23 protein-coding genes are annotated in these 25,070 nt (G+C 26.6%); 19 read left to right on the top strand and 4 right to left on the bottom strand.

Translation table 11 applies throughout. The annotated features are described in order from the left end of the window. Positions 1 to 214: 214 nt before the first annotated feature. The 10 genes from KQI36_RS13525 (at position 215) to KQI36_RS13480 (ending at position 13,246) form a co-directional block, all read left to right on the top strand. Positions 215 to 910, top strand: a complete 696-nt coding sequence (locus KQI36_RS13525; RefSeq protein ID WP_216451316.1) for an MgtC/SapB family protein — start codon at positions 215 to 217, stop codon at positions 908 to 910. Positions 911 to 974: 64 nt separating this feature from the next. Then, entirely contained in the window at positions 975 to 1,292 is a 318-nt protein-coding gene (locus KQI36_RS13520) for a hypothetical protein (protein ID WP_010296330.1), read from the top strand. Positions 1,293 to 1,556: 264 nt separating this feature from the next. After that, positions 1,557 to 2,834 (top strand): uracil-xanthine permease family protein, encoded by a 1,278-nt coding sequence (locus KQI36_RS13515; protein ID WP_010296327.1) that lies wholly within the window; start codon positions 1,557 to 1,559, stop codon positions 2,832 to 2,834. A 415-nt stretch (positions 2,835 to 3,249) separates the two neighbouring features. Further along, the gene (locus KQI36_RS13510; protein ID WP_216451315.1) at positions 3,250 to 4,764 is read left to right on the top strand and encodes a YfcC family protein; all 1,515 of its coding nucleotides are present in this window, start codon (positions 3,250 to 3,252) and stop codon (positions 4,762 to 4,764) included. A gap of 338 nt (positions 4,765 to 5,102) precedes the next feature. Then, a complete protein-coding gene (locus KQI36_RS13505) occupies positions 5,103 to 6,623 on the top strand; it encodes a YfcC family protein (protein WP_216451314.1) in 1,521 nt (506 codons plus the stop codon). A 1,154-nt stretch (positions 6,624 to 7,777) separates the two neighbouring features. Beyond that, complete coding sequence (locus tag KQI36_RS13500; RefSeq protein WP_216451313.1) at positions 7,778 to 9,508, top strand: ABC transporter ATP-binding protein; 1,731 nt, start codon at positions 7,778 to 7,780, stop codon at positions 9,506 to 9,508. A 1-nt stretch (position 9,509) separates the two neighbouring features. Beyond that, complete coding sequence (locus tag KQI36_RS13495) at positions 9,510 to 11,270, top strand: ABC transporter ATP-binding protein (protein ID WP_216451312.1); 1,761 nt, start codon at positions 9,510 to 9,512, stop codon at positions 11,268 to 11,270. Between the two features lie 506 nt (positions 11,271 to 11,776). Next, positions 11,777 to 12,166, top strand: coding sequence for a hypothetical protein (locus tag KQI36_RS13490; RefSeq protein WP_216451311.1), 390 nt, complete (start codon positions 11,777 to 11,779; stop codon positions 12,164 to 12,166). 14 nt (positions 12,167 to 12,180) lie between these two features. Beyond that, the gene (locus KQI36_RS13485) at positions 12,181 to 12,417 is read left to right on the top strand and encodes a TIGR04540 family protein (RefSeq protein WP_216451310.1); all 237 of its coding nucleotides are present in this window, start codon (positions 12,181 to 12,183) and stop codon (positions 12,415 to 12,417) included. Positions 12,418 to 12,565: 148 nt separating this feature from the next. Beyond that, positions 12,566 to 13,246, top strand: a complete 681-nt coding sequence (locus KQI36_RS13480) for a pseudouridine synthase (protein WP_010296310.1) — start codon at positions 12,566 to 12,568, stop codon at positions 13,244 to 13,246. A gap of 76 nt (positions 13,247 to 13,322) precedes the next feature. On the opposite strand, the gene KQI36_RS13475 is transcribed toward KQI36_RS13480, so the two are convergent. Then, complete coding sequence (locus KQI36_RS13475) at positions 13,323 to 14,114, bottom strand: SDR family NAD(P)-dependent oxidoreductase (protein ID WP_010296309.1); 792 nt, start codon at positions 14,112 to 14,114, stop codon at positions 13,323 to 13,325. Between the two features lie 168 nt (positions 14,115 to 14,282). Between KQI36_RS13475 and KQI36_RS13470 the strand changes: the two genes are divergently transcribed. The 8 genes from KQI36_RS13470 to msrB all read left to right on the top strand — a co-directional run bounded on the left by KQI36_RS13470 (position 14,283) and on the right by msrB (position 22,506). Next, positions 14,283 to 15,626 (top strand): FAD-dependent oxidoreductase, encoded by a 1,344-nt coding sequence (locus KQI36_RS13470; RefSeq protein ID WP_216451309.1) that lies wholly within the window; start codon positions 14,283 to 14,285, stop codon positions 15,624 to 15,626. 110 nt (positions 15,627 to 15,736) lie between these two features. After that, entirely contained in the window at positions 15,737 to 15,913 is a 177-nt protein-coding gene (locus tag KQI36_RS13465) for a (2Fe-2S)-binding protein (RefSeq protein WP_061996636.1), read from the top strand. Between the two features lie 233 nt (positions 15,914 to 16,146). Further along, complete coding sequence (locus KQI36_RS13460) at positions 16,147 to 17,145, top strand: DUF4003 family protein (RefSeq protein WP_216451308.1); 999 nt, start codon at positions 16,147 to 16,149, stop codon at positions 17,143 to 17,145. 154 nt (positions 17,146 to 17,299) lie between these two features. Beyond that, positions 17,300 to 18,511: an ABC transporter substrate-binding protein gene (locus KQI36_RS13455; protein ID WP_216451307.1), complete on the top strand. Its 1,212-nt coding sequence runs from the start codon at positions 17,300 to 17,302 to the stop codon at positions 18,509 to 18,511. Beyond that, positions 18,501 to 19,361, top strand: a complete 861-nt coding sequence (locus KQI36_RS13450) for an ABC transporter permease (protein WP_216451306.1) — start codon at positions 18,501 to 18,503, stop codon at positions 19,359 to 19,361. The genes KQI36_RS13455 and KQI36_RS13450 overlap by 11 nt, the downstream gene beginning before the upstream one ends. A 14-nt stretch (positions 19,362 to 19,375) precedes the next feature. Then, positions 19,376 to 20,161, top strand: a complete 786-nt coding sequence (locus tag KQI36_RS13445) for an ABC transporter permease (protein WP_216451305.1) — start codon at positions 19,376 to 19,378, stop codon at positions 20,159 to 20,161. A 37-nt stretch (positions 20,162 to 20,198) separates the two neighbouring features. Continuing rightward, positions 20,199 to 21,221 (top strand): ABC transporter ATP-binding protein, encoded by a 1,023-nt coding sequence (locus KQI36_RS13440; protein WP_216451304.1) that lies wholly within the window; start codon positions 20,199 to 20,201, stop codon positions 21,219 to 21,221. A gap of 328 nt (positions 21,222 to 21,549) precedes the next feature. Continuing rightward, positions 21,550 to 22,506: a peptide-methionine (R)-S-oxide reductase MsrB gene (msrB, locus tag KQI36_RS13435; protein ID WP_216451303.1), complete on the top strand. Its 957-nt coding sequence runs from the start codon at positions 21,550 to 21,552 to the stop codon at positions 22,504 to 22,506. 28 nt (positions 22,507 to 22,534) lie between these two features. Here msrB and KQI36_RS13430 read toward each other — a convergent pair whose 3' ends face one another. From KQI36_RS13430 to KQI36_RS13420, 3 genes are all read right to left on the bottom strand, one after another. Then, positions 22,535 to 23,068, bottom strand: a complete 534-nt coding sequence (locus KQI36_RS13430) for a permease (protein ID WP_216451302.1) — start codon at positions 23,066 to 23,068, stop codon at positions 22,535 to 22,537. Beyond that, positions 23,065 to 23,550, bottom strand: a complete 486-nt coding sequence (locus tag KQI36_RS13425) for a permease (RefSeq protein WP_216451301.1) — start codon at positions 23,548 to 23,550, stop codon at positions 23,065 to 23,067. The genes KQI36_RS13430 and KQI36_RS13425 overlap by 4 nt, the downstream gene beginning before the upstream one ends. An 83-nt stretch (positions 23,551 to 23,633) precedes the next feature. Further along, entirely contained in the window at positions 23,634 to 23,981 is a 348-nt protein-coding gene (locus KQI36_RS13420) for a winged helix-turn-helix transcriptional regulator (protein ID WP_216451300.1), read from the bottom strand. 332 nt (positions 23,982 to 24,313) lie between these two features. Between KQI36_RS13420 and KQI36_RS13415 the strand changes: the two genes are divergently transcribed. After that, complete coding sequence (locus KQI36_RS13415) at positions 24,314 to 25,033, top strand: SDR family oxidoreductase (RefSeq protein ID WP_216451299.1); 720 nt, start codon at positions 24,314 to 24,316, stop codon at positions 25,031 to 25,033. The last annotated feature ends 37 nt before the right edge of the window (positions 25,034 to 25,070 follow it).

Below are 25,070 nucleotides of genomic sequence, written 5' to 3'. Positions count from 1 at the left end.
AGGTACCATTTTTAGTTTTGAAATAAAAAAGTTGAAGTGAAAAATAATCACAAAACAATAGATAATTGCATACTATATTAATATAAGTAAATATTCGCAGTATACTTTAATAAGGGCTTAATAAAATTTGAAAAGTTAAAAATTTAACAAACAAAAATATAATCATTTGTGTTAAAGGTTAATTATATAGTACATAAATTTTGGGGGTGTAGCTATGGAGTGGACAGATATAGTTATTAGATTATTATTAGCTTTTGTTATTGGAGGGGTTATTGGACAGGATAGAGAGAATAATCGTAGACCAGCAGGGCTTAGAACTCATATGTTGGTTTGTGTAGGTGCTACAGTTACATCTATGGTACAACTTTGTACAATGGAATATGCAATTAACTTAATAAGTACTAATCCAGAACTTTCTCAAGTTTTAAAAGTGGATTTATGTAGGCTTGGAGCACAAGTGATAACAGGAGTTGGATTTTTAGGTGCAGGAACAATAATACATGAAAAAGGGTTAGTGAAAGGTCTTACAACAGCAGCATCTATATGGGCAGTTGCATGTATAGGACTTGGTGTTGGAATGGGCTTTTACGTTTTGTCAATAGTTTCAACTATAGCAGTGTATTTTGTTTTGGTGTTTTTTAAAAAAGCAGAGAATAAGTATGCAGACGGTAAAAAAATGAAAATATATTTAGAATATGAAGATAAATATGAAGCTACAAAAGTTTTCTATGAAATTTTAAAAGAAGAAAATATAAAAATATGTGGAATGGAGTGCAGTGTAAAAGAAGAAAGTAATAAAAAAATTGAAAGTTGCACATACTATATGATGATTCCAATAAGTGTTGATATCTTAGAACTTTTAGATAATATTATTTTAACTCAAAAATTTATACAAGTTAAGTTTATTTAAATATAAAATTAAATTTAAACAATTAATTAAGCAAATAGAAAATAACAACAAGGAGAGTAATATAATGGGTACAATTATAGAAAATGTTTCTCTTATAATACTTATAGTGTCTTTATATGTTATGGTAATAACTTTAAAGAGATTTGAAGATAAAGAGAGAAAAGTATTAACATTAGAAGAGTGTCGACATATTGTTGTTTGGCATAATGATCTTAATAGAAAAATAGATCCACCAGAAAAGTTAGATAAAATTGTTGAGCGGGTCACAAATGGCGAAATTGTCCAGGTGGATAGTAAAAAAGTTTATAATGATATTATAAAAATAACCACTAAAGCTATAAAATTCAATAATTTAATACTTGTAAAACCTAAAAGAAAGTGATATACTTAATAAAAAATAATCTTTAAAATAGTCCAGAGAGGCTGCAAGATTTAATAAGTTAAGTTGAAATATTACTATTATAACTAGGAATATTATAACTTCTTGCAGCCATGCAAGAAGTTTTTTTATTATAGAATATTTTATAATAAAAAACTTATAATAAAGATTATTAAATTAAAGACAATGTTGCCTTTAAATCAGTCCAGAGAGGCTGAAAAGGAGAAAGTTAATTTCTCCTTGAAAAAATTTTCAGGAGGTTTTTTTATGACAGAAAAAGCGATATCTATATCCAAGTCAAATGAAGGAGGTTGTTTACTAGCTAAATTAAAAAGAATAGTTTTAGCAAGTCAACACCTAATAGCAATGTTTGGAGCTACAGTGTTAGTTCCAATATTAACAGGTTTTAATCCATCAATAGCACTTATAGCAGCTGGAGGTGGAACTTTAATATTTCATTTTTGCACTAAAGGAAAAGTTCCAGTATTTTTAGGGTCATCTTTTGCATTCATATCTGTAATAATATCAGTTAGTGAAATGCATGGTGGTGACTTAAGTTATGCTCAAGGTGGGATTATGGTAGCAGGATTTTTGTATGTATTGTTATCCTTTGCCGTAAAAAAAGTAGGTGTAAAAAATATAAAAAGATATTTACCAGCACAGGTTGTAGGGCCTATGATTATAGTAATAGGTTTAAACTTAATACCTACAGCATTTAACATGGCATCAGAAAATTTATTAATAGCGGCAATAACACTTACAACAGCCATAGTAATTAAAAACTTTGGTAAAGGTTTTTTAAAACAATTATCAATATTAATAGCAGTTGTAATAGGGTATAGTATATCATTGGCATTACAAATTGTTGATACATCTATAATATCAAATGCACCATTAGTGGCAATGCCAGCTTTTAATTTGCCTAAGTTTGATTTAGCATCAGTAGTGGTTATAGCGCCAGTAATACTAGCTGTATTAATGGAACATGTAGGAGATATAACAACTAATGGGCAAGTTGTAGGAAAAAACTTCATAGAAGATCCAGGATTAAATAAAACATTACTTGGAGATGGTCTTGCAACAATGTTTTCTGCATTAATAGGTGGACCAGCTAATACTACTTATGGAGAAAATACAGGTGTTCTAGCTCTAACAAAGAATTATGATCCATCTATATTAAGGTTAACAGCTGTAATAGCCATATTACTCGGAGTTGTAGCTAAAGTAGGAGGGTTTTTACAATCAATACCATCTTGTGTTATGGGAGGAATAAGTTTAATATTATTCTCTATGATTTCTATGGTAGGAGTGAAAAGCATAAAAAATGATGGAGTGAAATTTAATTTCAATAACATAGCAGTTATGGCAACTATATTAATAGTAGGTTTAGGAACTGGTATAGTAGAAAGAAATTTTGGCATAGTTTTAGGAATTCCGGTTACAGAAACAGTAAAGATTTCAGGACTGAGCTTAGCAGCTATATTAGGAGTAATTTTAAATAGTATTATAAATAGAAAAACTATAAAAGAAAATAAAAATATATAGAATAACATTAGAATAAAAAATGCTTTAAGATGTTGTATCATCTTAAAGCATTTTTAAATTAATAAATGTTTTTAAGAGGTAAGTTTTTAATTCTAATAGTGGATTGTGCTAAAAAATATATAATATCAAAGAATTAACTACTAAAAATATTAACAAATGGTTAATAAGAAATGAATAGAAAAATGAAATATGTATATATAGTAATGAAATAAATAATAAGCAGTTACTAAAAATAGTATACTATAGCTAAAAAAAGTATTTTATTATATATATGATTTGTTCAATTTAAAAGAAAATACAAAATTGACAGAAAAATTATAAAAGTATGTCGAAAATACTTGAAAAAAGACAAAGAGAAATATATAATTAAATTGTAACAATTTTAACAAAAATTTAACAACAAGGAGGAAAAATGATGAGTAACAAAAAAAAGAAAAAATCATTCCCAACGGCCTTTACAGTATTATTTATAGTATTAATACTTGTAGCGTTATTAACTTACTTAGTTCCTGCAGGAAGCTATGCTAAACTTAAATACAATACAGAAGCAGATAAGTTTGTTATAACAATGCCAAAGGGTGACACTAAAGAGTTGCCAGCAACACAAGAAACTTTGGAAAGCTTAGGCGTTAAAGTTAATGTTGAGAAGTTCACAGAAGGAAGCATTAGCAAGCCAATAGCAATTCCAGATACATATGAGGAACTTCCAAGTAATCCACAAGGTTTAGTAAAAATTTTATCAGCACCGATACAAGGTGTTTATGATTCAATAGATATTATAATGTTTGTATTTATTTTAGGTGGGATTATAGGAGTAATAAATCATTCTGGAGCTTTTGATGCAGGTATTGCTAGTTTATCAAGAGCTACAAAAGGAAGAGAAATGCTACTTATAGTTATAGTTACTGTATTAGTGGCAGCAGGAGGAACAAGTTTTGGATTGGCAGAAGAAACTATAGCATTCTATCCTATACTTATGCCAATATATTTAGTGTCAGGCTATGATGCATTAGTATGTATAGCTGCAATATACTTAGGCTCAACAATAGGAACAATGTTTGCAACAACTAATCCATTTTCAGTTGTTACAGGTTCAAATGCTGCTGGAGTAAACTTTACAGATGGTATTATGTTCAGAGGAATAGGGCTTGTATTAGCGATAGGATTAGCATTGATATACATAATTCGTTATGCAAAAAAAGTACAAAAGGATGCAAAAAATTCTTACATATTTGAAGATAAAGAACATATAGATAAAAAATTCTTAAGTGGATATGATGCTGATAATCTTCCAAATTTCAATATAAGAAGAAAACTTATGTTAATAATATTTGCACTTGCTTTCGTAGTTATGGTTTGGGGAGTTTCAACTCAAGGTTGGGGATTCCAAGATATGACAGCACTATTCTTAATAGTAGGAATAGTTATCGGAGTTATCTCTGGTATGGGAGAAAAAATGTTTGTTGAGAAATTTATAACAGGAGCAGGAGATTTAATAGGTGTTGCGCTTATTATAGGTGTTGCTAGAGGCGTTAACATAATAATGGAAAATGGCTTGATAAGTGATACTATACTTTACGGATCATCTAATTTAGTAACTGGTATGAATTCAATATTATTTATACTTGTTATGGTAGTAATATTCTGTGTGTTAGGATTTTTTATACCATCATCATCAGGACTTGCAACACTTGCAATGCCAATTATGGCACCACTTGCAGATTCAGTTGGAATATCAAGAGATGGTATTGTTAGTGCATATATGTATGGTCAAGGTCTAATGTCATTTATAACTCCAACAGGGCTTATACTTGCGTCATTAGAAATGGTAGATGTAACTTATAACAAATGGCTAAAATTTGTATTACCATTAATGGGTATGATAGGTGGAATCGGAATAGTAATGTTAATACTTCAAGTATTAATATAATAAAAAATGAAAGTAGGGGATTACGCTTATCTCCTACTTTCATTTTTTATAGTTAATGCAATATATATACATTAGTAACATGATTTTAATAATTTAGTGGTAAAATAAAAACAAAGCATTTAGAATACATATTATTTTGTAGAATAATAGTAAAAAAAGCAATAAAAAGGATTAAAATGGATATTTTATAGTTATTTAAAAAATACCTTTAAATAACTATAAATAAGGAAAAAATCTAGGATCAAACTTAGTTTTCTAAATATAAAAACTATTGAAAAAAATAACTCTATAGTACTATAATAGGATATGTAAAAGATTACAAGAATTGGGGGATTGAAATGTCAAAGGAAAAGAAGAAAAAGTCTTTCCCTACGGCTTTTACTGTTTTATTTATAGTGCTTATTTTAGCAGCAATACTTACATACATAGTTCCAGCTGGAAATTATGCAAAGCTTAAGTATGATAGCGAAAGTGAAGCATTAGTAGTAACTAAGCCAAAGGGAGACATAGAAAATTTAGAAGCAACTCAGGAATCTTTAGATAAACTTAATATTAAAGTAGATATACAAAAATTTAAGGATGGAAGTATAAGTAAACCTATAGCAATACCTGATACTTATGAAGTGGTTGAAAGTAATCCACAGGGATTATATGATATAATTTCTGCTCCTATAGTGGGAGTTTATGATACTATAGGTATAATAATGTTTGTATTTATTTTAGGTGGTATTATTGGAGTAATAAATCATTCTGGAGCCTTTGATGCAGGTATAGCTAGTCTTTCAAAAGCAACAAAGGGTAGAGAAGTATTACTTATAATAATAGTTTCTGCTGCGGTATCTTTAGGTGGAACAACTTTTGGTCTTGCAGAAGAAACCATAGCCTTTTATCCTATACTTATGCCAATTTTTCTGGTTGCAGGATATGATGCAATTGTATGTATAGCAGCAATATATTTAGGTTCGTCATTGGGAACGATGTTTTCAACAGTAAATCCATTTTGTGTTGTTATAGGATCAAATGCTGCAGGAATAAATTTCACAGAGGGACTTACTTGGAGAATTATAGGTCTTGTACTATCTATGATAGTATGTATTATATATATAGTTTACTATGCTAAAAAAGTTCAAAAGAATGCTAAAGCATCAGTTGTATATGAAGATAAAAAGCATATAGAAGAAAAATTCTTAAGTGGATATAATCCTGAAAATATACCTAATTTCAATTTTAAAAGGAAATTAATGTTAATTTTATTATTATTAGGATTCATTATTATGATTTGGGGAGTAGCAACCAAAGGTTGGTGGTTTGAAGAAATGACAGCACTATTCCTATTTATAGGAATACTAATAGGTGTAGTATCTGGAATGGGAGAAAAAACCTTTGTTGACAAATTTGTAGCTGGAGCTGCAGATTTAATAGGTGTAGCACTTATTATAGGTGTTGCTAGAGGCGTTAACATGATAATGGATAATGGCTTAATAAGTGATAGTATATTATTTTATTCATCTAACTTAGTAAATGGAATGAACTCAGTACTATTTATAATAGTTATGATGATTATATTCTGTGTATTAGGATTCTTTATACCATCAGCATCTGGACTTGCAACTTTAGCTATGCCAATAATGGCACCACTTGCAGATACTGTTGGACTATCAAGGGATGTTATAGTTAGTACCTATGCTTATGGTCAAGGTCTTATGGCATTTATAACTCCAACAGGACTTATATTGGCTACATTAGAAATGGTAGATGTAACTTATAATAAATGGTTGAAGTTTGTATTACCATTAATGGGATTAATAGCTGGATTGTCCATTGTATTATTAATTTTAGAAGCATATGTTCCGTTATAAAATATTAAAATTGATTTAAAAATTCTGTTTCATATTTAACAGAAATATTTATAGATATAACTATAAAAGCCATATAAAAATAAAACAGGAATTGTTCCTGTTTTATTTTTATATACTTTTTCAACAACTAACAGATTATTTAAGTTAACAGTTATGGTTATTACTACTCACTTTACTCCTAGTAATTCTTAACTAACTATATTTGTACTTATTATTATCAACTTATAACAAAAATTTGATGTATAAATTTTTGTTATAGATTACATCCCTATATTAGTTAATAATTATAAATAAAAAATATAAACTAATTAAATATTTAAAATAGAAAAATACTAGTTTAGTATAATAGATCATTATAGTGGGAGGAATTTATTTGAATATTATAATAAAAGCCATTATATTTTTCTTGTTTTTATACTGGTGGTATATTAATAAAAAAAATATGAAATTATTATTTATGGCAATCTTTTTCTTTATAGATTTTTGTAGAGTAGTATTTTTAGATAAACTATTAAACAATACTTTTATACTGGCTATAAGCATAATACAATTATTAATAATTATATGTGTTTTTATATTTTATATAAAATCAATTATACAAACACATACAAATAGAACTTAAATACATTTGTTTTTTAGTGTTAGACTTTTATAATTATTTTTTATGCATAACCAAAAACTTTTTATTATGTATATTTAATTTTAAGTAATTTTTATAAAATAAATATTTTTTGTAAAAAATGTTTCAAAATTAAGAAAATTGCTTTAATTGTATTGACCATTTAAAAAAAACAATGTAATATTTAAATGTAATATAAAATAATGAAAATTTGAAAAAAGGAGGTAAGATCATGAAAACTAATTTAAATATAATAAATGCTTTAATTAATTTAAAATTTAATAAATTATTGTTCTTACCTCTAGGTGAAAGTATAGCTGGGTTTTATGTCTTTAGTTAATAAAATATTTTTAAAGGTACTTTTAGAAAAAAAGTATTATTGACATAGTTGCGTTAAATTAAAAATATTTTTAATAATTTTTAGCTAAAAAAGACTTTCTATTAATCTTAGAGTGGTTAATAGAAAGTCTTTTTATTTTTATATTACAAAGTGAAATAACTTATAAATGTTACAGTGAAAAAGGGGTGAATCTTAATGAAATTATTTAAAAATTATATCTTAAAACACATGAAAGCATTAATAATACCAATTGCAACTATGATTATAGCACTTACTATTGATAGTACTTTTCCATATCTCCAAAAAATATTTGTAGATGATATCATGTTAAATAGTAAATGGGAGTATATTGGAAAATTCTTTTTTATATTTATATGCCTTACATTAGCTCGTTCTATAATTGGGTATATTAAGGAATATCTTTTTGACAAATTTGCTCTTAATGTAGCAAAGGAAATGAGAAATGATTTATTTAACAAAATACAATGTTTTGAGTTCTCATTTTTTGATAATACAAATACAGGGGAATTAATGTCTAGAATAGCAGAAGATGTAGATACTGTATGGGAAACTTTAGGTTTTGGAATGAGGCTTTTAATTGAAGGAATAATACTTTTTATTATATCTACAGTTATAATGTTTAGATTGAGTCCATTTTTAACAGTCATATCACTTTTTGTGTTACTACCAGTAGGATTTTTAGGTGTAGTATTTGATAAGAAATTTTGTGATATATATTCTAAAATAAGTGATCAAACAGCACAAATTAATTCAATGGCTCAACAGGATATATCAGGTATAAGACTTGTTAAAGCATTTGCAAGAGAAAAACATGAAATCTCTAAATTCTTAAATGTAAATAAAGAATATTATAATTTAAATATTGCTCAAGCTACATTGTTAAGTAAATTTATACCAGCTGTTGATTTCTTAACTAATTTAGCTCCTATAACTATAATAATATTTGGAGGCTTGTTAACTATAGATGGAAGTATATCCTTTGGTACAATACTTGCATTTAGTAGTTATATATTGAATATATCATTTTGTGTTAGAAACTTTGGGTGGCTTGTAAACTTGCTATCTCAAAACAAAGCTTCTCTTGATAAAATATTTAAAATATTAGAAAGACAACCGGAAATAAAATCGAAAGAAAATCCATATAAACCTGAAACTGTTTTAGGAAATATTGAGTTTAAAAATGTAAATTTTAAATATAAAGATGAAGAAATTCTAAAAAATATAAATCTTAATATTCCTAAAGGAAGTACTGTTGCAATAATGGGTGCAACCGGTTGTGGAAAAAGTTCATTAATATCTTTAATAGGAAGATACTATGATGTTGTTGAAGGTGAAGTTAAAGTAGATGATGTGAATGTAAAAGAATGGGACTTAGAAAAGTTGAGAGAAAGTATGTCAGTTGTTTTTCAAGATACATTTCTTTTTTCAGATACAATAAGAAATAATATTGATTTTGGTGGAAATTGTAGTGAAGAAAAAGTTACTAAAGCATCAAAAGATAGTTGTGCTTATGAATTTATATCAGAACTTTCAGAGGGATATAATACTGAAGTAGGAGAAAGAGGAGTAGGATTATCCGGTGGACAAAAACAAAGGCTTGCAATTGCAAGAGGTATTATAAGAAAAAGTTCAATATTAATTTTAGATGATGCAACATCTGCACTAGACATGGAGACAGAGCTTAATGTTCTTAAAAATCTTTCTAAAATGGAGAATAGGCCAACAACATTTATAATAGCTCATAGAATTTCAGGAGTTAAAGATGCAGATATTATAATATTTATGAAAGATGGAGAAATTGCAGAAATAGGAAATCATGAAAGCTTGTTAAAGAAACAGGGATATTATTACAATATTTATCGTCATCAATTTAAGGACTTTGAGCTAATACAGGAGGTGAGCTAATATGGAAAATAAGGTTCATAAGTGGAAAACTGTAAAAAGGTTAGGTGGTTATATAAAACCATACAAGTGGAAAACTCTAGGCGTTATATTTCTATTACTTATTGTAATGAGTTGTAACACATTAAATCCATATCTAATGAAAGTTTCCATAGATAGATTTGTTAGTGTAAAAGATGTAAAAGGTTTATTTAGTATTGGATTAGTACTTGTAGCTATAAATATTTTAGCTATGTTACTTTCCAAAATAAGAATTTTATCTATGAGTAAAATAACAAATAAAGTTTTAATAGATATAAGACATGAATTATATACTCATATTCAAACTTTAAGCTTTTCATTTTTTGATAATAGACCAGTAGGTAAAATACTTTCAAGAGTTGTTGGGGATGTTAATGCCCTACAGAATCTTTTAAATAATAGTATTGTAAATTTAATACCTAACATATTTACAGTATCATTGGTAGTTATAATGATGTTTATATTAAATCCAATTTTAGCTATGATATGTGTTATAGTATTACCTATACTTTTAGGGGCAATGTTTTTTATTGAAATAAAATCCAATAAACTTTGGAGTAATTATAGGGAAAAAAGATCCACGTTGCTTGGATATACCCATGAGGCATTTTCAGGTATGAGAGTTATCCAGGGGTTCAGTAGAGAAAAGTATGCTAAAGAAAAATTTCAAGAAAATTTAAATGCCCATGGAAATGGATTTTTAACTGCTGTAAAGGTGCAGGATTATTTTTGGCCAATAGTTGATTTATGTAGAGGCATTGGAGTATCTATAGTATTATTTTCAGGATATAGGCTAATTTTAAAGGATAGCTTATCTATGGGAACATTGATGGCATTTATTATGTATATAGAGATGTTATGGAGACCTATAATGAATTTAGCGTCATTTTATAACGCATTTATAACAAATCTTTCAGCGGCAGAAAGAATATTTGATATATTAGATACTACTAATGATATGATAGTAAATGCAGCTACAAAAAAATTACCAAAAATAAAAGGTAATATAAAGTTTGAAAATGTAACATTTTCTTATGAAAATAATGGTATTAATGCACTGAAAAATACTAGTTTCATGCTAAAAGCAGGAGAAAAAGTAGCACTTGTTGGAGAAACAGGAGCAGGAAAAACAACTATAACTAATCTTTTAAGTAGGTTTTATGACCCTACATTAGGTAAAGTTTTCATAGATGGTATAGATATAAAAACTGTTGAATTAGAAAGTTTGCGTAGCCAAATGGGAATAATGCTTCAAGATTCATTCTTATTTTCTACAACTATAAAGGAGAATATTAAATATGGAAAACTAGGAGCAACAGATGAAGAAGTTATAGCAGCTGCAAAGGCAGTAAATGCTCATTCTTTTATTGAAAAATTAGAGAATGGATATGATACAGAAGTAAATGAGAGAGGTTCTAGATTGTCTTTAGGACAGAGACAGCTTATAGCATTTGCAAGAGCATTAATTGCTGATCCTAGAATATTAATTTTAGATGAGGCAACTGCAAATATTGATACAGAAACAGAAAGATTGGTTCAAGAAGGATTAAAGAAGCTTATGGAAGGTAGAACATCTATTGTAATAGCTCATAGACTATCAACTATAAGAGATTGTGACAAAATATTTGTCCTATCACATGGTGAAATAGTTGAACAAGGTACTCATGAAGAGCTGTTAAGGTCAAAAGGATATTATTATAATTTATATTGTGCTCAATATAGTTTTTTAAGTGAAGGAGCATAATTTTAGTTAATAAATAGCTAGCTATCTTGGAATAGAGGTCAAATTCTATTTTAAGATAGTTTTTAGTTTTATATACTGAATTTTTAGAGTATTCTTTATTAAATGCTTATAAATTTGAAATACAAATATTAAAATTGTATTATAAAAAATATATATTTATGAATAAATATATATGATTAAGAAAAACTATTTTTAAAGACAGAATAGATTATAGGGTTTGATGTAAATAAATTTATAAATTTACTTTACTATACAAAAAAAATATATATAATATTAAATGTACAATAAATTAATATTGTAATTAAATAAAGTATTTAGTTTTTAAGCTAGTGTAATAAATAATTTAATCTAAGCTTAATATAATACAATTTGAAGGGAGTAAAATATAGATAATATATGTTGAGTTTTATGTTATGAAATGAATACATTAATATAAAATTTTATTATATATTTTACAAGGCATATTAAAATGCTAAAATAAATTACCATGGAAAGAGGTTTTATAAATGTCAACTTTAAATATATTTAGTAAAAAAATTTCATGGCAAGGATTAAATCTAACTTGTACAATGGAAAGATATTTAGAAACAAATAATATAGCATTAGAGTTATATGATGAATTTGGAGAGTTTTATGATGGTATTACATTAGATTACAAAACATCTCTTCCAAAATCCAACAATGCTATTATTTCAAGAGAAAAGAGTGCAGAAGGAATATTAAGTGCTTTAACTAAAGTTGATATGGTTAAAGTTGTTGGTAAGATAGACGTTAAGTTGGTTATGCAAGAATTAGTTTTAGTAAATACTAGACAGTTTAAAGAAGTAGAAGAAGAAGTTTTCTTAGAATTTGCTAAAAGCGAAGAATATGATTTAAATGAATTTTTAAGTAAATAAATGAGGGGTATTATATGAGAAAGGTTTATAAAAATCCAAAAGAATTAGCAACATGTTTAAAAGATTTAGTAGATTTATATTTAGATGACCTTATGGAATATGAAACTTTAGAAGAAAAAGTGATGATACTAGTTGAACATAACGGTGAAAGAATTTATAAAGATGATAAAATGTCTTCAAAAATACATACTGTAATAGAAACATCGAGAGCAGATATTATAAATAAAATAGTAAAAGATAATAAAAAGTAAGTTTCATATTAGAAAATTATAAAAGGCGTGTATTATACACGTTTTTTTATATTTATTCAGAATAATGACTGTTATTATGTAAAATTAATTTATTATATGAGATTTGTTCAATTTAAACTAAATACTTGTAAAGTGAAAGGAAAGATATATGAGAATAAATAAGTTGTTAAGTAATTTTGGTATTTGTTCTAGAAAGGATGGGAATAGACTTATTGAAGAAAATAGGATAGTTGTCAATGGTGAATTTTGCAGTAAAGGACAATGGGTTGAATTAGAAGATGAAATATTTTTAGATGGAAAACCTTTAAAAGCAAAAGAAAAAATATATATAGCATTAAATAAACCTGTTGGAGTTGTATGTACTGCAGCAAAAGATGTTAAAAGTAATATAATTGAATTTATGGACTATAAAGAATACATATTTCCAGTAGGAAGATTAGATAAAGAATCACAAGGGTTAATTATAATGACCAATGATGGCGAACTTGCTAATAAAATTTTAGAATCTAAAAATTTTCATGAGAAAGAATATATAGTAACTGTTGATAGGCCTTTTGATGATAATTTTCTTCAAAATATGGCTAAAGGAGTTGAAATATTAGGGGTTAGAACAAGGCCATGTATTGTAAAAAAAATTAATGAAAATACTTTTAATATAGTTTTAACTCAAGGTATAAACAAACAAATAAGACGTATGACTAAAACTTGTGGGTATACAGTAAATAGGTTGGAGCGCATAAGAATTATTAATATAAAAATGAATGGACTAGATATAGGGCAGTGGAGGCATCTTACAAAAGCAGAACTTAGTGAGTTAGAAAAGTGTTAATAGAATATATTAAAAAAAGATTTTTAGGAGGTAGTTAAAAACAATATGTTTTTTAACTACCTCTTTTTAAAAGCAACTAAAGTCCCATAATTTGTTTGATTTTAACATATACTCCTTGTGATTTAGGAGCAATATATCTACGTTTTACTTTTTTTGTTTCTACAGCTTTAATATATTCATCTACTATAGATGAAGTTGATTTTACTTCTATTGTACTAAAATAATTAAAATGTTTTCTTTTTAAATAATCAATTTTATTTTTGAAGTATGATTTGTCTTTCATCCAAGTAAATTGCTTATAAATATTTTTTTGATTAAATCCTGTATTATAAGCACCTGGTTCTATTATCGTTACTTGAATATTGTTGTTATTTAGTTCATTAAGTTCTTCACGTAATGATAAGGCTATACATTCTAGGGCAAATTTAGATGAGGCATATGGAGATAGAAATGGATATATAGTCTTACCCAAAAGGGATGAAATAAAAATTATTTTACCACTATTATTTTTTATCATTTGTTTAAGAACTAATTGGGTAAGTTCAATAGTGGAGAAAACATTAGTTTCAAAAACTTTTTTGAAATTTTTAATATTAATTTCCGCAATAGAACCAGAGTCTCCAATAGCCGCATTATTTATTAAAACATCTAAATTTAAGTTGGTTACTATATTTCTATCTATAGGATTTGTTATATCAAGTTTAAAACTTTTTATTGGCAAATTTAATTTCTTACCAATATTATTTAATATAATAGCCTCATTATCCGTATGGGTTGTGGCATAAACTAAATGGCCACGAAGAGATAATGCTATAGCAGCAGATTTACCTATCCCAGTTCCAGCTCCAGTTATTAAAATATTTTTCATAAAAATCACCTTAACTTTTTAAAAGTATTATTAACATTAATATAAAAAAATATTAAAAAAATATATAAAAAGCTATTTACTTATAATGTAAAATCATATACAATATAAGTAATAAATATTATTAACTAATAATTATTATTTTTAAAAGGTATTTTAGGAGGAGATTTTATGAAAGTTATTGTTATAGGATGTACTCATGCAGGAACTGCAGCTATAGTTAATTTAAAGGCAGATTATCCAAATAGTGAAGTGGTTGTTTATGAAAAAAATAATAATATATCATTTTTATCTTGTGGGATAGCATTGTCTATAGGAGGAGTAGTTACAGAAACAGAAAAGTTATTTTATAACTCACCAGAAAACTTAAAATCTATTGGTGTTAAAACTAATATGGAGCATGAGGTTTTAGATGTAGATTTGGAAAACAAAATAGTTAAAGTTAAAAATTTGAATACAAAGGAAATATTTGAGGATAATTATGATAAATTAATTCTTACATTAGGATCTTGGCCGATAGTACCTAATTTTGAAGGCAAGGACTTAGAAAATATATTATTATGTAAAAACTACAATCATGCAAAAGTAATTGAGAAAGAATGTAATTATGCTAAGAACGTAGTGATAATTGGAGCAGGGTACATTGGTGTAGAACTTGCAGAAGCTTTTAAAATGAAAAATAAAAATGTAACATTAATAGATGCTGAGAATAGAATAATGTCTAAATATCTAGATAAAGAGTTTACAGATATAGCAGAATCAGAGTTTGAAAAGAATGGAATAAATTTAGTGTTAGGTGAAAAAGTTAAGTGTTTTGAAGGTGAAGATAAAAAAGTATCAAAAGTAATAACAGATAAAGGATGTTATAATGCAGATTTAGTAATTCTTTGCATAGGATTTGCACCAAATACAAATATTATAAAAGGTAAATTAGATACACTTAAAAATGGGGCAATAATAATTGATGAGTATATGAGAACAAGTAAAGAGGATGTTTTTGCAGCGGGAGATTGTTGCGTAGTAAGATATAATCCAGCTAAAGATACAAGATATATTCCATTGGCAACCAATGCTGTAAGAATGGGAACTTTAGTTGCAAAAAATATAAAAAATCCAACTTTGAAGTATATGGGGACTCAAGGTACTTCAGGAATTAAAATTTATAATAAATCTATAGCATCTACAGGTTTAACAGAGGAAGTTGGTAAAACAAGTACATCATTAAATATAGAGTCTGTAATTATAAAGGATAATTATAGACCGGAATTTATGCCAACTTTTAAGGAAGCTACTTTAAAATTAGTTTTTGATAGGGATACAAAAAGGATTTTAGGTGGTCAAATTATATCTGATGTAGATTTAACACAATTTATGAATACATTATCTGTTGCAATACAAAATAATATGACAATAGAAGAGTTGTCAATGACAGATTTCTTTTTCCAACCGCATTTTAATAAGCCATGGAGTTTATTAAATATAGCAGCTTTAGAAGCATTAAAAAAATATCAATAATAATTATTTACAAATAATAATTATCATTGTATAATATGAAGTATAATAATTAAAACATATATATTGCACAATTATAAAGTTAAATATTATTATACAAAAGGAGAAATATTATGGAGAAAGTGTGTCTTTGTAGAGGCGTCACAAAAGAACAAATAATAGAATCTATAAAAAATGGAGCAAAAACATTTGAAGATGTAAAAGAAAAAACTGGTGCTGGAACTGGTGGATGTCGTGGCGGAAGATGTGAAGGAACAATAGAAACTTTAATAAAAGTATATGAAGAATAAAAGACTATGCTATATCTAAAATAAGATATAGCATAGTCTTTTATTTTTAATTTTAAATATATAAGTATAATCTTAAAGCAATAAATGTTTGAAAGTTATATACAAATATAAAATTATGTTTATTCCATTATGACAACAATTGTAAATTTGACAAAAATAGTTAAAATGTTACAATATAATAAATTTATAATTGAATTATTAAATATAGATTAGTAGAAATATTGGGGGATAATATGGAGCAATGTTTAAAAAATAAAATATTAAAAATGATAAGCAATTATGAAGAATTAGGAAAAACTAAGAGACACAATAGCAACTTAATAAAAGCATGTAATGCACTATCACTTGCTATAGAAAATAGGGTTATAGATGCAAAAAGTACAAATGAGGCAATTAAAGTGATAAATAAAAATACATCTTTTTTTTCAGTTTTTAAAAATGATAACGTTTTACTTAGTTTAGCTACCACGATTTCTTTAACACATAATCCTAAGTTAGTTTTTTTAGAAATTAAAGGAGTATATGAAAAGTTACAGAAATATTTTAGTAGTAGTGAATATTTAGTTATGGCGGCTAACATCATATATAAACACGGTAAAAAATATGGTATATATGAAACAGTAGAAAGAACAAAAATATCCTATGAGTTAATGAGAAAAAATCATAAATTTTTAACATCAAAAGAAGATTATTGTGCAGCTGCAATGATAGCAATGACTTGTGAAAATTTAGATGAAACATTTAATGGCATTGAAAAAAATTATAAGTATTTAAGTGAAAATGGATTTAATAAGAGTAACGAACTTCAAACACTTACACACATGTTAAGTTTTGCTAATGGGACTGTAGAAGAAAAGGCATTAAAGGTTGTAAAACTATATAAATTTTTAAAGGAAAATGATTTCCCTTTGAAAGGGCAGTTATTACCGTTAGTTGGAATAGTTACATCTATTGTTAATGATAATGATAAATTTTTAGATGATGTAAAAAGTGTAGATGATGAGCTAGAAAAAAATGGATTTGGAAATTTTGTCTTTGGAAAAGATAATAGAGCAGTAGTGTCAGTAGCACTTACATTGTCATCATATACTGATTCCATGAAAAATAAAGTTGTGAATGGATTGATAGAAAGCATAGCCACAAATACAATAACTAATGTATTAATAGAAACACAAATAATAAATATAGCTGCAATATCATCACTTATATATGTATCAACAAAATCAAATTAAAAATAATAATTATAAAATTTAAATCTTATTTTTAAATAGTTATAAGTTTCATATAGAATTTATAAATAAATAGTGATTTTTTTATACAAAATGTAGAAAAAGTATATATTATTGCTATAATTTTATTAGAGAATAATAAAAGGAGCTAAGTTTAATGAAGAAGAAATTTTTATTTACAATATGCATAATTTTTGTTTTGGGATTAATTGGATGTTCTAATAAAACTAAGAATATTGAAAATGTAGATGTATCAAATATGAGTTATGAAGAAATAGAAAGTCATTCTAAAGAGAGTGCTGTAAACTTTTATGGGTATGGGGGAAATGAAGTGATGAATAAATGGTTTGATACTTATGTCATACCACAAATGAAGGAAAAACATAATATTACAGTAAAAAGAGTTGGAATGGATATAGAGAATATCATGAATAAATTAATTTCTGAAAAACAAGCAGGTAATGCAAGTGGAAATATTGATGTAGTTTGGTTAAATGGAGAAAACTTTAAATCTGCAAAGGACAATAGTCTATTATTTGGACCTTTTGTGGATAAATTACCTAACTATGAAAAATACATAGATAAAGATTCTGAAGATGTAAAAATAGATTTTGGAACAAGTGTAGAAGGATTAGAAGCACCTTTTGGAAAAGCTCAATTTGTAATAGCTGTTGATGATTCTAAAATAACTGATACTATAACAAATTCAACAGATCTAGAAAAAATTATAAAAGCAAATCCAGGAAAATTTACTTATCCAGCGTTGCCAGATTTTACAGGAAGTGCATTTGTAAGAAATATAATATATGATATTGTAGGTTACGATAATGTGAAAGATCTTCCAGAAGATAAGGAAATAGTAAGAACGGCTATAAAACCAGCAATGGAGTATTTAAATTCTATAAAACCTTACTTGTGGAATAATGGTAGAACTTATCCTGCAACTTCTGCTCAACTTGAAAATATGTATTCTGATGGAGAACTGTATTTTACTATGACGTATTCGCCAAATGCGTTATTAGGTATGATAGAGACAGGAGAATTTAGTAAGAATACAAAAATTATTGAATTTGATAAGGGAAATATAAGCAATACACATTTCTTAGCTATACCTGAAAATAGTAAAAATAAAGCTGGTGCTATAATGCTTATAAATTTTTTGACAAGTATAGATGCTCAAGCTTCTAAAAATGATATTAAAAATTGGGGAGATGTATCAGTATTAGACAAAAATAAAATTAATGAAGAGGATATGAAAAAGTTTAGTGAAAGTATTAATATAGAAAAATCATTACCTGAATTAAAGGCAGGATTGGTACCAATAATAGAAGAAATATGGATGGAAGAGGTTCTAGAAGGTGAAAAGTAGACTAAAACCATATATTCTTCTTATTCCAGTGTCATTAATATTATTAGGGATAATGGGAGTTGGAATAATAAATTGTATTTTTCAGAGTTTAGGATATTTTGAAGGCATAGGTCTTTACAATATAAGTTTTGCTTATTATAAGGAAGTGTTATCAAATCCTAAATTTATAAGTTCATTCTTTTTTACGCTAAACATAGCGTTAATATCATCAATGTTAGCTACAATATTAGGAGTTATTTTTGCTTATTTCTTATCAAAAGATAAATTTTCAACGTTTAGGTATGGATTAGTTAACCTTCCTATAATAATTCCTCATATAATAGTTGTATTGTTGATGATTATGTTGTTTTCAAAGACAGGATTTATTGCAAGGTTATTGTATAATATAGGAATAATAAATGATCCATCACAATTTTTTTCTTTAGTATCTGACAAAAATGGTATTGGGATAATTTTAGTTTATCTATGGAAGGGAATCCCATTTACTGCTGTTACAACCTATAATATCCTAAAAAATACAAGTGATAAATTGGAAAGTGTTGCTATGAATTTAGGTGCAAATAAATTGCAAAGTTTTATACATGTGATATTACCGTTATCCCTTCCAGCTATACTTTCGTCTTTTATTTTACTATTTGCTTTTTCATTTGGGGCTTTTGAGGTTCCATTTTTAATAGGACCATCCACACCTAAAACTCTTGCAGTTGAGGCTTATTTAAATTATATAAGTTCAGACTTGACTAAAAGACCTATAGCAATGTGTATAAATGTTATATTATCATTATTAAGTTTTCTATTATTAATGATTTATAATAAAATTTTCAAAAAAATTTACAATTATAAAATATAAGTGAGAATAAAAACATGAATAAAAAAAATATTATAGATTTTACAATTATAATTTTAATAGCACCACTTTTAATGTTATGCATATGGTCATTTACTAATTCCTGGCCATTTCCGTATATGTTTCCTAAAAAAATTTCTTTAAGAGGATTTGAATATCTTTTGATAGGGGAAAATTTGCACGTTCTTCTAGTAAGTGTAACTATATCCATAGTGACTACTTTTATAACAATTATTATAAGTATACCAGCAGCGAAGGCAATAACATTATATGAATTTAAAGGTAAAAAATTCTTTGAACTACTTATAATATCTCCTATAATAGTGCCATTAATTTCTATAGTCATGGGGGTACATATAATTTTTATAAAATTAGGTTTAGCAAATACAATGGCAGGTGTTATTATAATAAATATATTGCCGTGTATTCCTTATGCTGTGAGAATAATAGGAGATGTCTACAAGATAGTAGGAGATAAGTTTGAAATGCAGGCAAAAATGTTAGGTGCTGATAGATATAATACTTTTAAATATGTAACTTTTCCACTAATATTACCAGGAATTATAGGAGCAGCAAGTATGTCTTTTATAATTTCTTTTAGTCAATATTTTTTAGTACTTATTATAGGTGGTGGAAATATTGTAACTTATCCCATAGTGATGTTTCCATATATTCAAAGTGGTGATAGAACAATATCCGCTTTATATAGCATGGTATTTTTGATAGTAAGCATAATTGTACTAATTTTAATAGAGTGGGGTGTAAAGCATCGCTATAACAGAGAAAAGAGTTTTTTTGATTAGTATATATAAAAATATAAATAGGGAGTAGATAATTTAAATGTCCAGTGTTGAGCTAATTAATATATATAAAAAATTTCAAAATGTAGATGTTTTAAACAATATAAATTTACATATAAATCATGGAGAGATGATAACACTTTTAGGTCCTTCAGGTTGTGGTAAAAGTACTACTTTAAAGGTAATAGCAGGCCTTTTAAAACCAGATGATGGAGATGTAATTTTTAATAATAAATCAGTAATTGAAAAAAAAGCAGACAAAAGGGATGCTGTTATAGTATTTCAAGATTATTCACTTTTTCCACATATGACGGCTTATGAAAATGTAGAGTTTGGTCTTAAAATGAGAAAAGTAAAAAAAACAGAAAGAAAGGTAAAAGTGAATAGGCTTTTGGATTTGGTAAAATTAAAAGGATATGAAAATAAATATCCATCACAATTATCAGGAGGACAAAAGCAAAGAGTAGCTATAGCAAGAACTTTAGCAGTTAATCCTAAAGTTTTACTTTTAGATGAACCATTTTCAAGCTTAGATATAAATTTAAGAAATGAAATGAGAGAATTTGTATTAACTTTGCAAAAAGACTTAAATATAACGACTATACTAGTAACTCATGATAAAGAAGAGGCATTAATGATGAGTGATAAAATAGCTGTTATGTTAAATGGTACTATAATGCAATTTGATACTCCTATTAATTTATATAAAAATCCTAAAACTAAAGAAGTTGCTAATATATTTGGAGAAAGAAATTATATAGGTGGAAATATAAAAAAATGGTTTTTTAAAAGCGAATTTTTAAACTTCAAAACCAATTACATAGAAAATTTAGATTATGTTGAAGTTATGATACCAAAAGAGAATATACAAATACATAAAAGTGATAAAACAGAAGGTATAGATGGAATAATACATAAAAAGAAATACGTTGGTGAATTTACATATTATGATATAAAAGTAAAAGAAACTATAATTAAGACTTTTTCTAAAGATCACTCATATAATAAAATGGAAAAAGTAAAAGTGAAAATAAGTTTAGATAATATAGTTTATTTTAAATAAAAACATCATAGAATAAAGGATTATTCAAACATAGAATTTATATTTTATGTTTGAATAATCCTTTTATTTTAATCCTTAAAATTATGATTCTGAATTTAATGGTAAAAGTAATAAGATTATTGTTATAAGTCTAGGAAAGAATAAGCAGAAATATAGTTAGTTAAAGTTTAGAATGATAAAAGCTGTAAAATTTATCTATACTGATTCAAAAGTAAACATAAATCTATATAGAAATAAATTTATAAGAAAAGGGAATATTATAAAAAGATAAGTTATAAATGAAAAATATAATTTTCATTCATAAAAAATAAAAAATAAAGGTGATAGTATGAAAAATATAAAAAAGGCTATTTTTGCTGGCGGATGTTTTTGGTGTATGGTTAAACCGTTCTTTAAATATGATGGAGTATTAGATGTGATTGTAGGGTATACTGGAGGAGAGTTAAAAAATCCTAGTTATGAACAAGTTTGTAATGGTGGTACAGGACATTATGAAGCAGTGGAAATTACATATGATGAAGATATAATAACTTATGAAGAACTAGTTGATACATTTTTTAAATCTATAGACCCTACAGATAATGAAGGACAATTTTTTGATAAAGGAGAAAGCTATAAAACTGTAATATTTTACAGTGATGAAGCGCAAAAAGATATAGCTATTAAATATAAGGAAAATCTCGAAAAAAGCAATAGATTTGATAAACCTATAGCTACTGCAATAAAACCGGCAAAAGTTTTTTATAAAGCTGAGGATTATCATCAAGGGTACTACATAAAAAATCCATTAAGATATAAGGCATATTATAAAGGATCAGGAAGGGAGCATTTTTTAGAAAGTGTGTGGAGAACATCAAAAAATGAAAAAGAAAAATTAAAAAACTCTTTAAATAGACTTCAATATATAGTAACACAGGAAAATGGAACAGAACCTCCTTTCGATAATGAATATGATAATCATTTTGAAGATGGAATATATGTAGATATAATATCTAAAAAGCCATTATTTTCATCTAAAGATAAGTTTAAATGTTCCTGTGGATGGCCAGCATTTTCAAAACCTATAAATAGAGGGTATGTAAAGGAAAAAGAAGACTTAAGTCATGGAATGATGAGAATTGAAGTAAGAAGTGCGTCAAGTAATGCTCATTTAGGACATGTGTTTGATGATGGACCTAAGGAACTTGGTGGGCTTAGATATTGTATAAATTCAGCTGCACTGGAGTTTATACCAAAGGAAAAAATAGATGAGTTAGGTTATAGTAGATATAAAAAATATGTTTAATAAAAATCCACAAAATTTTTGTGGATTTTTATTTTTCATTATAAAGTTTTTTTAGGGAATAATCATCCATAAAATAATTAACTATATAACCCATTAGGATTACACCAGGGATGTCTATAATTAATCTAATTAATGTAAACTCATATCCTAAAGAGGATATTTCAAAGAGTAATGTTGAGATTTTTGTTACACACCAAGCATTCATAAAGATTATAATATTTGAAAATTTCACCCCTTTTTTTATTAAAACAGCTGTAAAGGGAAAGGCAGCATACATTGGTCCTGCTGCTAATGAACCAATAAGCATGGCAAAAAAAATTCCTAATGCACCGGAGTTATCACCCATATATTTCATAAGAGTTTTACGTGGAACCCAAACATCCATAAGGCCAAGCAAAATCATAATAGGTGGCAACACCATTAGCATTTGTAGAAAGTTTGATTTAGCACTTTCAAAAGTAGTAAATGCTATATATGGATTAATAAAAAATATTATTATCAATAGAAGCAAAGCGGTTAAAAAGAAAGAATAACGTTTTAAAATTTTATACAAATTATTCATAAAATCATCATAACCTTTCCAAATAAAAAAGCTACTAAAAAAGAAAATAGGAAAGCTATAAAGTTTCTAAGAAAAGCGGCTTTTTTACCGATATACTTGGCTTCCAAAGAAAAAGTCATAATTCCAACTAAAGTTAAAGTAGAAACTAATGCAGCCACTTGACTATAACCAGCACCATTTTTAAGCAATGTGTTCCCCGTTGAAAAAGCAACAAAGGTTGGCATCATCGTAATAGAACCAATCATTGATGAAATTAAGACTCCTAAAAATCCGGAATTTTCACCTATTAACTTAGAAATACTTTCCGGATTTAAGATAGCAAGAATCAGTCCTATGGTTATAATTATACCTAGAAATTGAGGCATAATAGCTTCAAAGGAGTTGATAGAAGACCTAAGTGCTATTTTAGTCTTTTCTTTACTTTTAAAAAAAGAAAAACAAAGAAGAATAGTAGCTAAAAAATACAAAATAAATCCGGTCATAATAAAACCTCATAAATACTATCATTATATAATATGATAAATTATTTATAATGTTATGTTATTTCTTATATAAAATCTTGAAATTATTCACATAATGGATTAATAAGTTCGTATTTTTCAGTAAGATTTTCTTCACCCCATTTACACATTTCTTCTAAAATGTTAGATAAGCTATTTCCCTTTTCTGTAATACTATATTCAACTTTAGGTGGAACTGTTGGATAAACAGTTCTTGTAATAAGTCCATCCGTTTCTAATTCTCTTAATTGGTTTGTTAATGTTTTATGTGAAATATTTCCTATGAAGTTTTTAATTTCTCCAAATCTTTTTGTACCCTCATATATTAACAAATGTAATATTAATGGTTTCCATTTACCACCAATTACATTTAAGGTTATCTCCATTTCACAAACAACTTTAATTTTATTCATATAAGCCTCCGTTAAAAAATTTATTTATATTATATTATTAGTTGACAGCTTATTTAAGTTTTCTCACTTGATAAATGAATAACTTAATTGTTATATAGTAACCTTTAGGTTACTATATAACAATTAAGTGCGTACTTTAAAGATTAAATTAACATAGGTATAATTAATTTGCAACTATATGATTTTAAGTGGATTTTTAAGATTATTCATTCAAAAAGGTGGATACCCAAAATAATGATTGATGCTTTAAGGCAATTAGAATTTAAAACTATAGTTTTATACAAACTATATAAACAATAAAAAATTATAATTTTAGTCTATGGAGGTAAAATATGAAGAAATTAATTGTAGTAACAGGTGCAAGTTCAGGTATTGGAATGGAAACAGCAAAAATGTTTTCTAAAAACGGTCATCCAGTCTTATTAATATCAAGAAGACTAGAGATTATGGAGGGTTTAAATCTAAAAAACTCTATATGTAAATCTGTTGATGTTACAAATAGAGAGGAAATGGAAAAAGCAATAAAAGAAGCTGAAAGTAAATACGGCAAAGTTGATTGTTTAGTAAACTGTGCTGGAATTATGTTATTAGGGAATCCAGAAAAACAAGATTATACTGAATGGGATAATATGATAGATGTAAATATAAAAGGAATATTAACAGGTACAAGTATAGTATTAAAAGATATGGTTGAAAGAAATGAAGGTACTGTTATTAATATAAGTTCAATAGCAGGTCGAAAAACTTTTGATAATCATGCAGTGTATTGTGGAACAAAGTTTGCAGTTCATGCAATTTCAGAAAATATAAGAAAAGAGGTTGCAAGTAGTAATGTAAGGGTTATAACAATAGCGCCAGGCGTTGTTGAAACGTCACTTTTATCACATACAACTGATGAGAATATAAAGCATGATTATAATCAGTGGAAAGAAACTATAGAAAGTGGTTTAGAAGCAAGGCAAGTAGTAAATTGCATAGATTTTGCATATAATCAGCCACAAGATGTTTGTATAAGAGAAATTGTTATTGCTAAAACAAAACAAGAAGATTAAATAATTTTACAAGCTAAATTTCAAATATAGATAAATT

It is taken from the genome of Clostridium senegalense (assembly GCF_018916625.1).
In the GTDB taxonomy this organism is placed as follows: Bacteria; Bacillota; Clostridia; order Clostridiales; family Clostridiaceae; genus Clostridium_J; species Clostridium_J senegalense.
This window is presented reverse-complemented; position numbering and strand designations above follow the sequence as displayed.

Bases quoted from the DNA above. Each gene is read 5' to 3' on its own strand.
- KQI36_RS13525 (WP_216451316.1), top strand. From the start codon at position 215: ATGGAGTGGACAGATATAGTTATTAGATTATTATTAGCTTTTGTTATT.
- KQI36_RS13520 (WP_010296330.1), top strand. From the start codon at position 975: ATGGGTACAATTATAGAAAATGTTTCTCTTATAATACTTATAGTGTCT.
- KQI36_RS13515 (WP_010296327.1), top strand. From the start codon at position 1,557: ATGACAGAAAAAGCGATATCTATATCCAAGTCAAATGAAGGAGGTTGT.
- KQI36_RS13510 (WP_216451315.1), top strand. From the start codon at position 3,250: ATGAGTAACAAAAAAAAGAAAAAATCATTCCCAACGGCCTTTACAGTA.
- KQI36_RS13505 (WP_216451314.1), top strand. From the start codon at position 5,103: ATGTCAAAGGAAAAGAAGAAAAAGTCTTTCCCTACGGCTTTTACTGTT.
- KQI36_RS13500 (WP_216451313.1), top strand. From the start codon at position 7,778: ATGAAATTATTTAAAAATTATATCTTAAAACACATGAAAGCATTAATA.
- KQI36_RS13495 (WP_216451312.1), top strand. From the start codon at position 9,510: ATGGAAAATAAGGTTCATAAGTGGAAAACTGTAAAAAGGTTAGGTGGT.
- KQI36_RS13490 (WP_216451311.1), top strand. From the start codon at position 11,777: ATGTCAACTTTAAATATATTTAGTAAAAAAATTTCATGGCAAGGATTA.
- KQI36_RS13485 (WP_216451310.1), top strand. From the start codon at position 12,181: ATGAGAAAGGTTTATAAAAATCCAAAAGAATTAGCAACATGTTTAAAA.
- KQI36_RS13480 (WP_010296310.1), top strand. From the start codon at position 12,566: ATGAGAATAAATAAGTTGTTAAGTAATTTTGGTATTTGTTCTAGAAAG.
- KQI36_RS13475 (WP_010296309.1), bottom strand. From the start codon at position 14,114: ATGAAAAATATTTTAATAACTGGAGCTGGAACTGGGATAGGTAAATCT.
- KQI36_RS13470 (WP_216451309.1), top strand. From the start codon at position 14,283: ATGAAAGTTATTGTTATAGGATGTACTCATGCAGGAACTGCAGCTATA.
- KQI36_RS13465 (WP_061996636.1), top strand. From the start codon at position 15,737: ATGGAGAAAGTGTGTCTTTGTAGAGGCGTCACAAAAGAACAAATAATA.
- KQI36_RS13460 (WP_216451308.1), top strand. From the start codon at position 16,147: ATGGAGCAATGTTTAAAAAATAAAATATTAAAAATGATAAGCAATTAT.
- KQI36_RS13455 (WP_216451307.1), top strand. From the start codon at position 17,300: ATGAAGAAGAAATTTTTATTTACAATATGCATAATTTTTGTTTTGGGA.
- KQI36_RS13445 (WP_216451305.1), top strand. From the start codon at position 19,376: ATGAATAAAAAAAATATTATAGATTTTACAATTATAATTTTAATAGCA.
- KQI36_RS13440 (WP_216451304.1), top strand. From the start codon at position 20,199: ATGTCCAGTGTTGAGCTAATTAATATATATAAAAAATTTCAAAATGTA.
- msrB (WP_216451303.1), top strand. From the start codon at position 21,550: ATGAAAAATATAAAAAAGGCTATTTTTGCTGGCGGATGTTTTTGGTGT.
- KQI36_RS13430 (WP_216451302.1), bottom strand. From the start codon at position 23,068: ATGAATAATTTGTATAAAATTTTAAAACGTTATTCTTTCTTTTTAACC.
- KQI36_RS13425 (WP_216451301.1), bottom strand. From the start codon at position 23,550: ATGACCGGATTTATTTTGTATTTTTTAGCTACTATTCTTCTTTGTTTT.
- KQI36_RS13420 (WP_216451300.1), bottom strand. From the start codon at position 23,981: ATGAATAAAATTAAAGTTGTTTGTGAAATGGAGATAACCTTAAATGTA.
- KQI36_RS13415 (WP_216451299.1), top strand. From the start codon at position 24,314: ATGAAGAAATTAATTGTAGTAACAGGTGCAAGTTCAGGTATTGGAATG.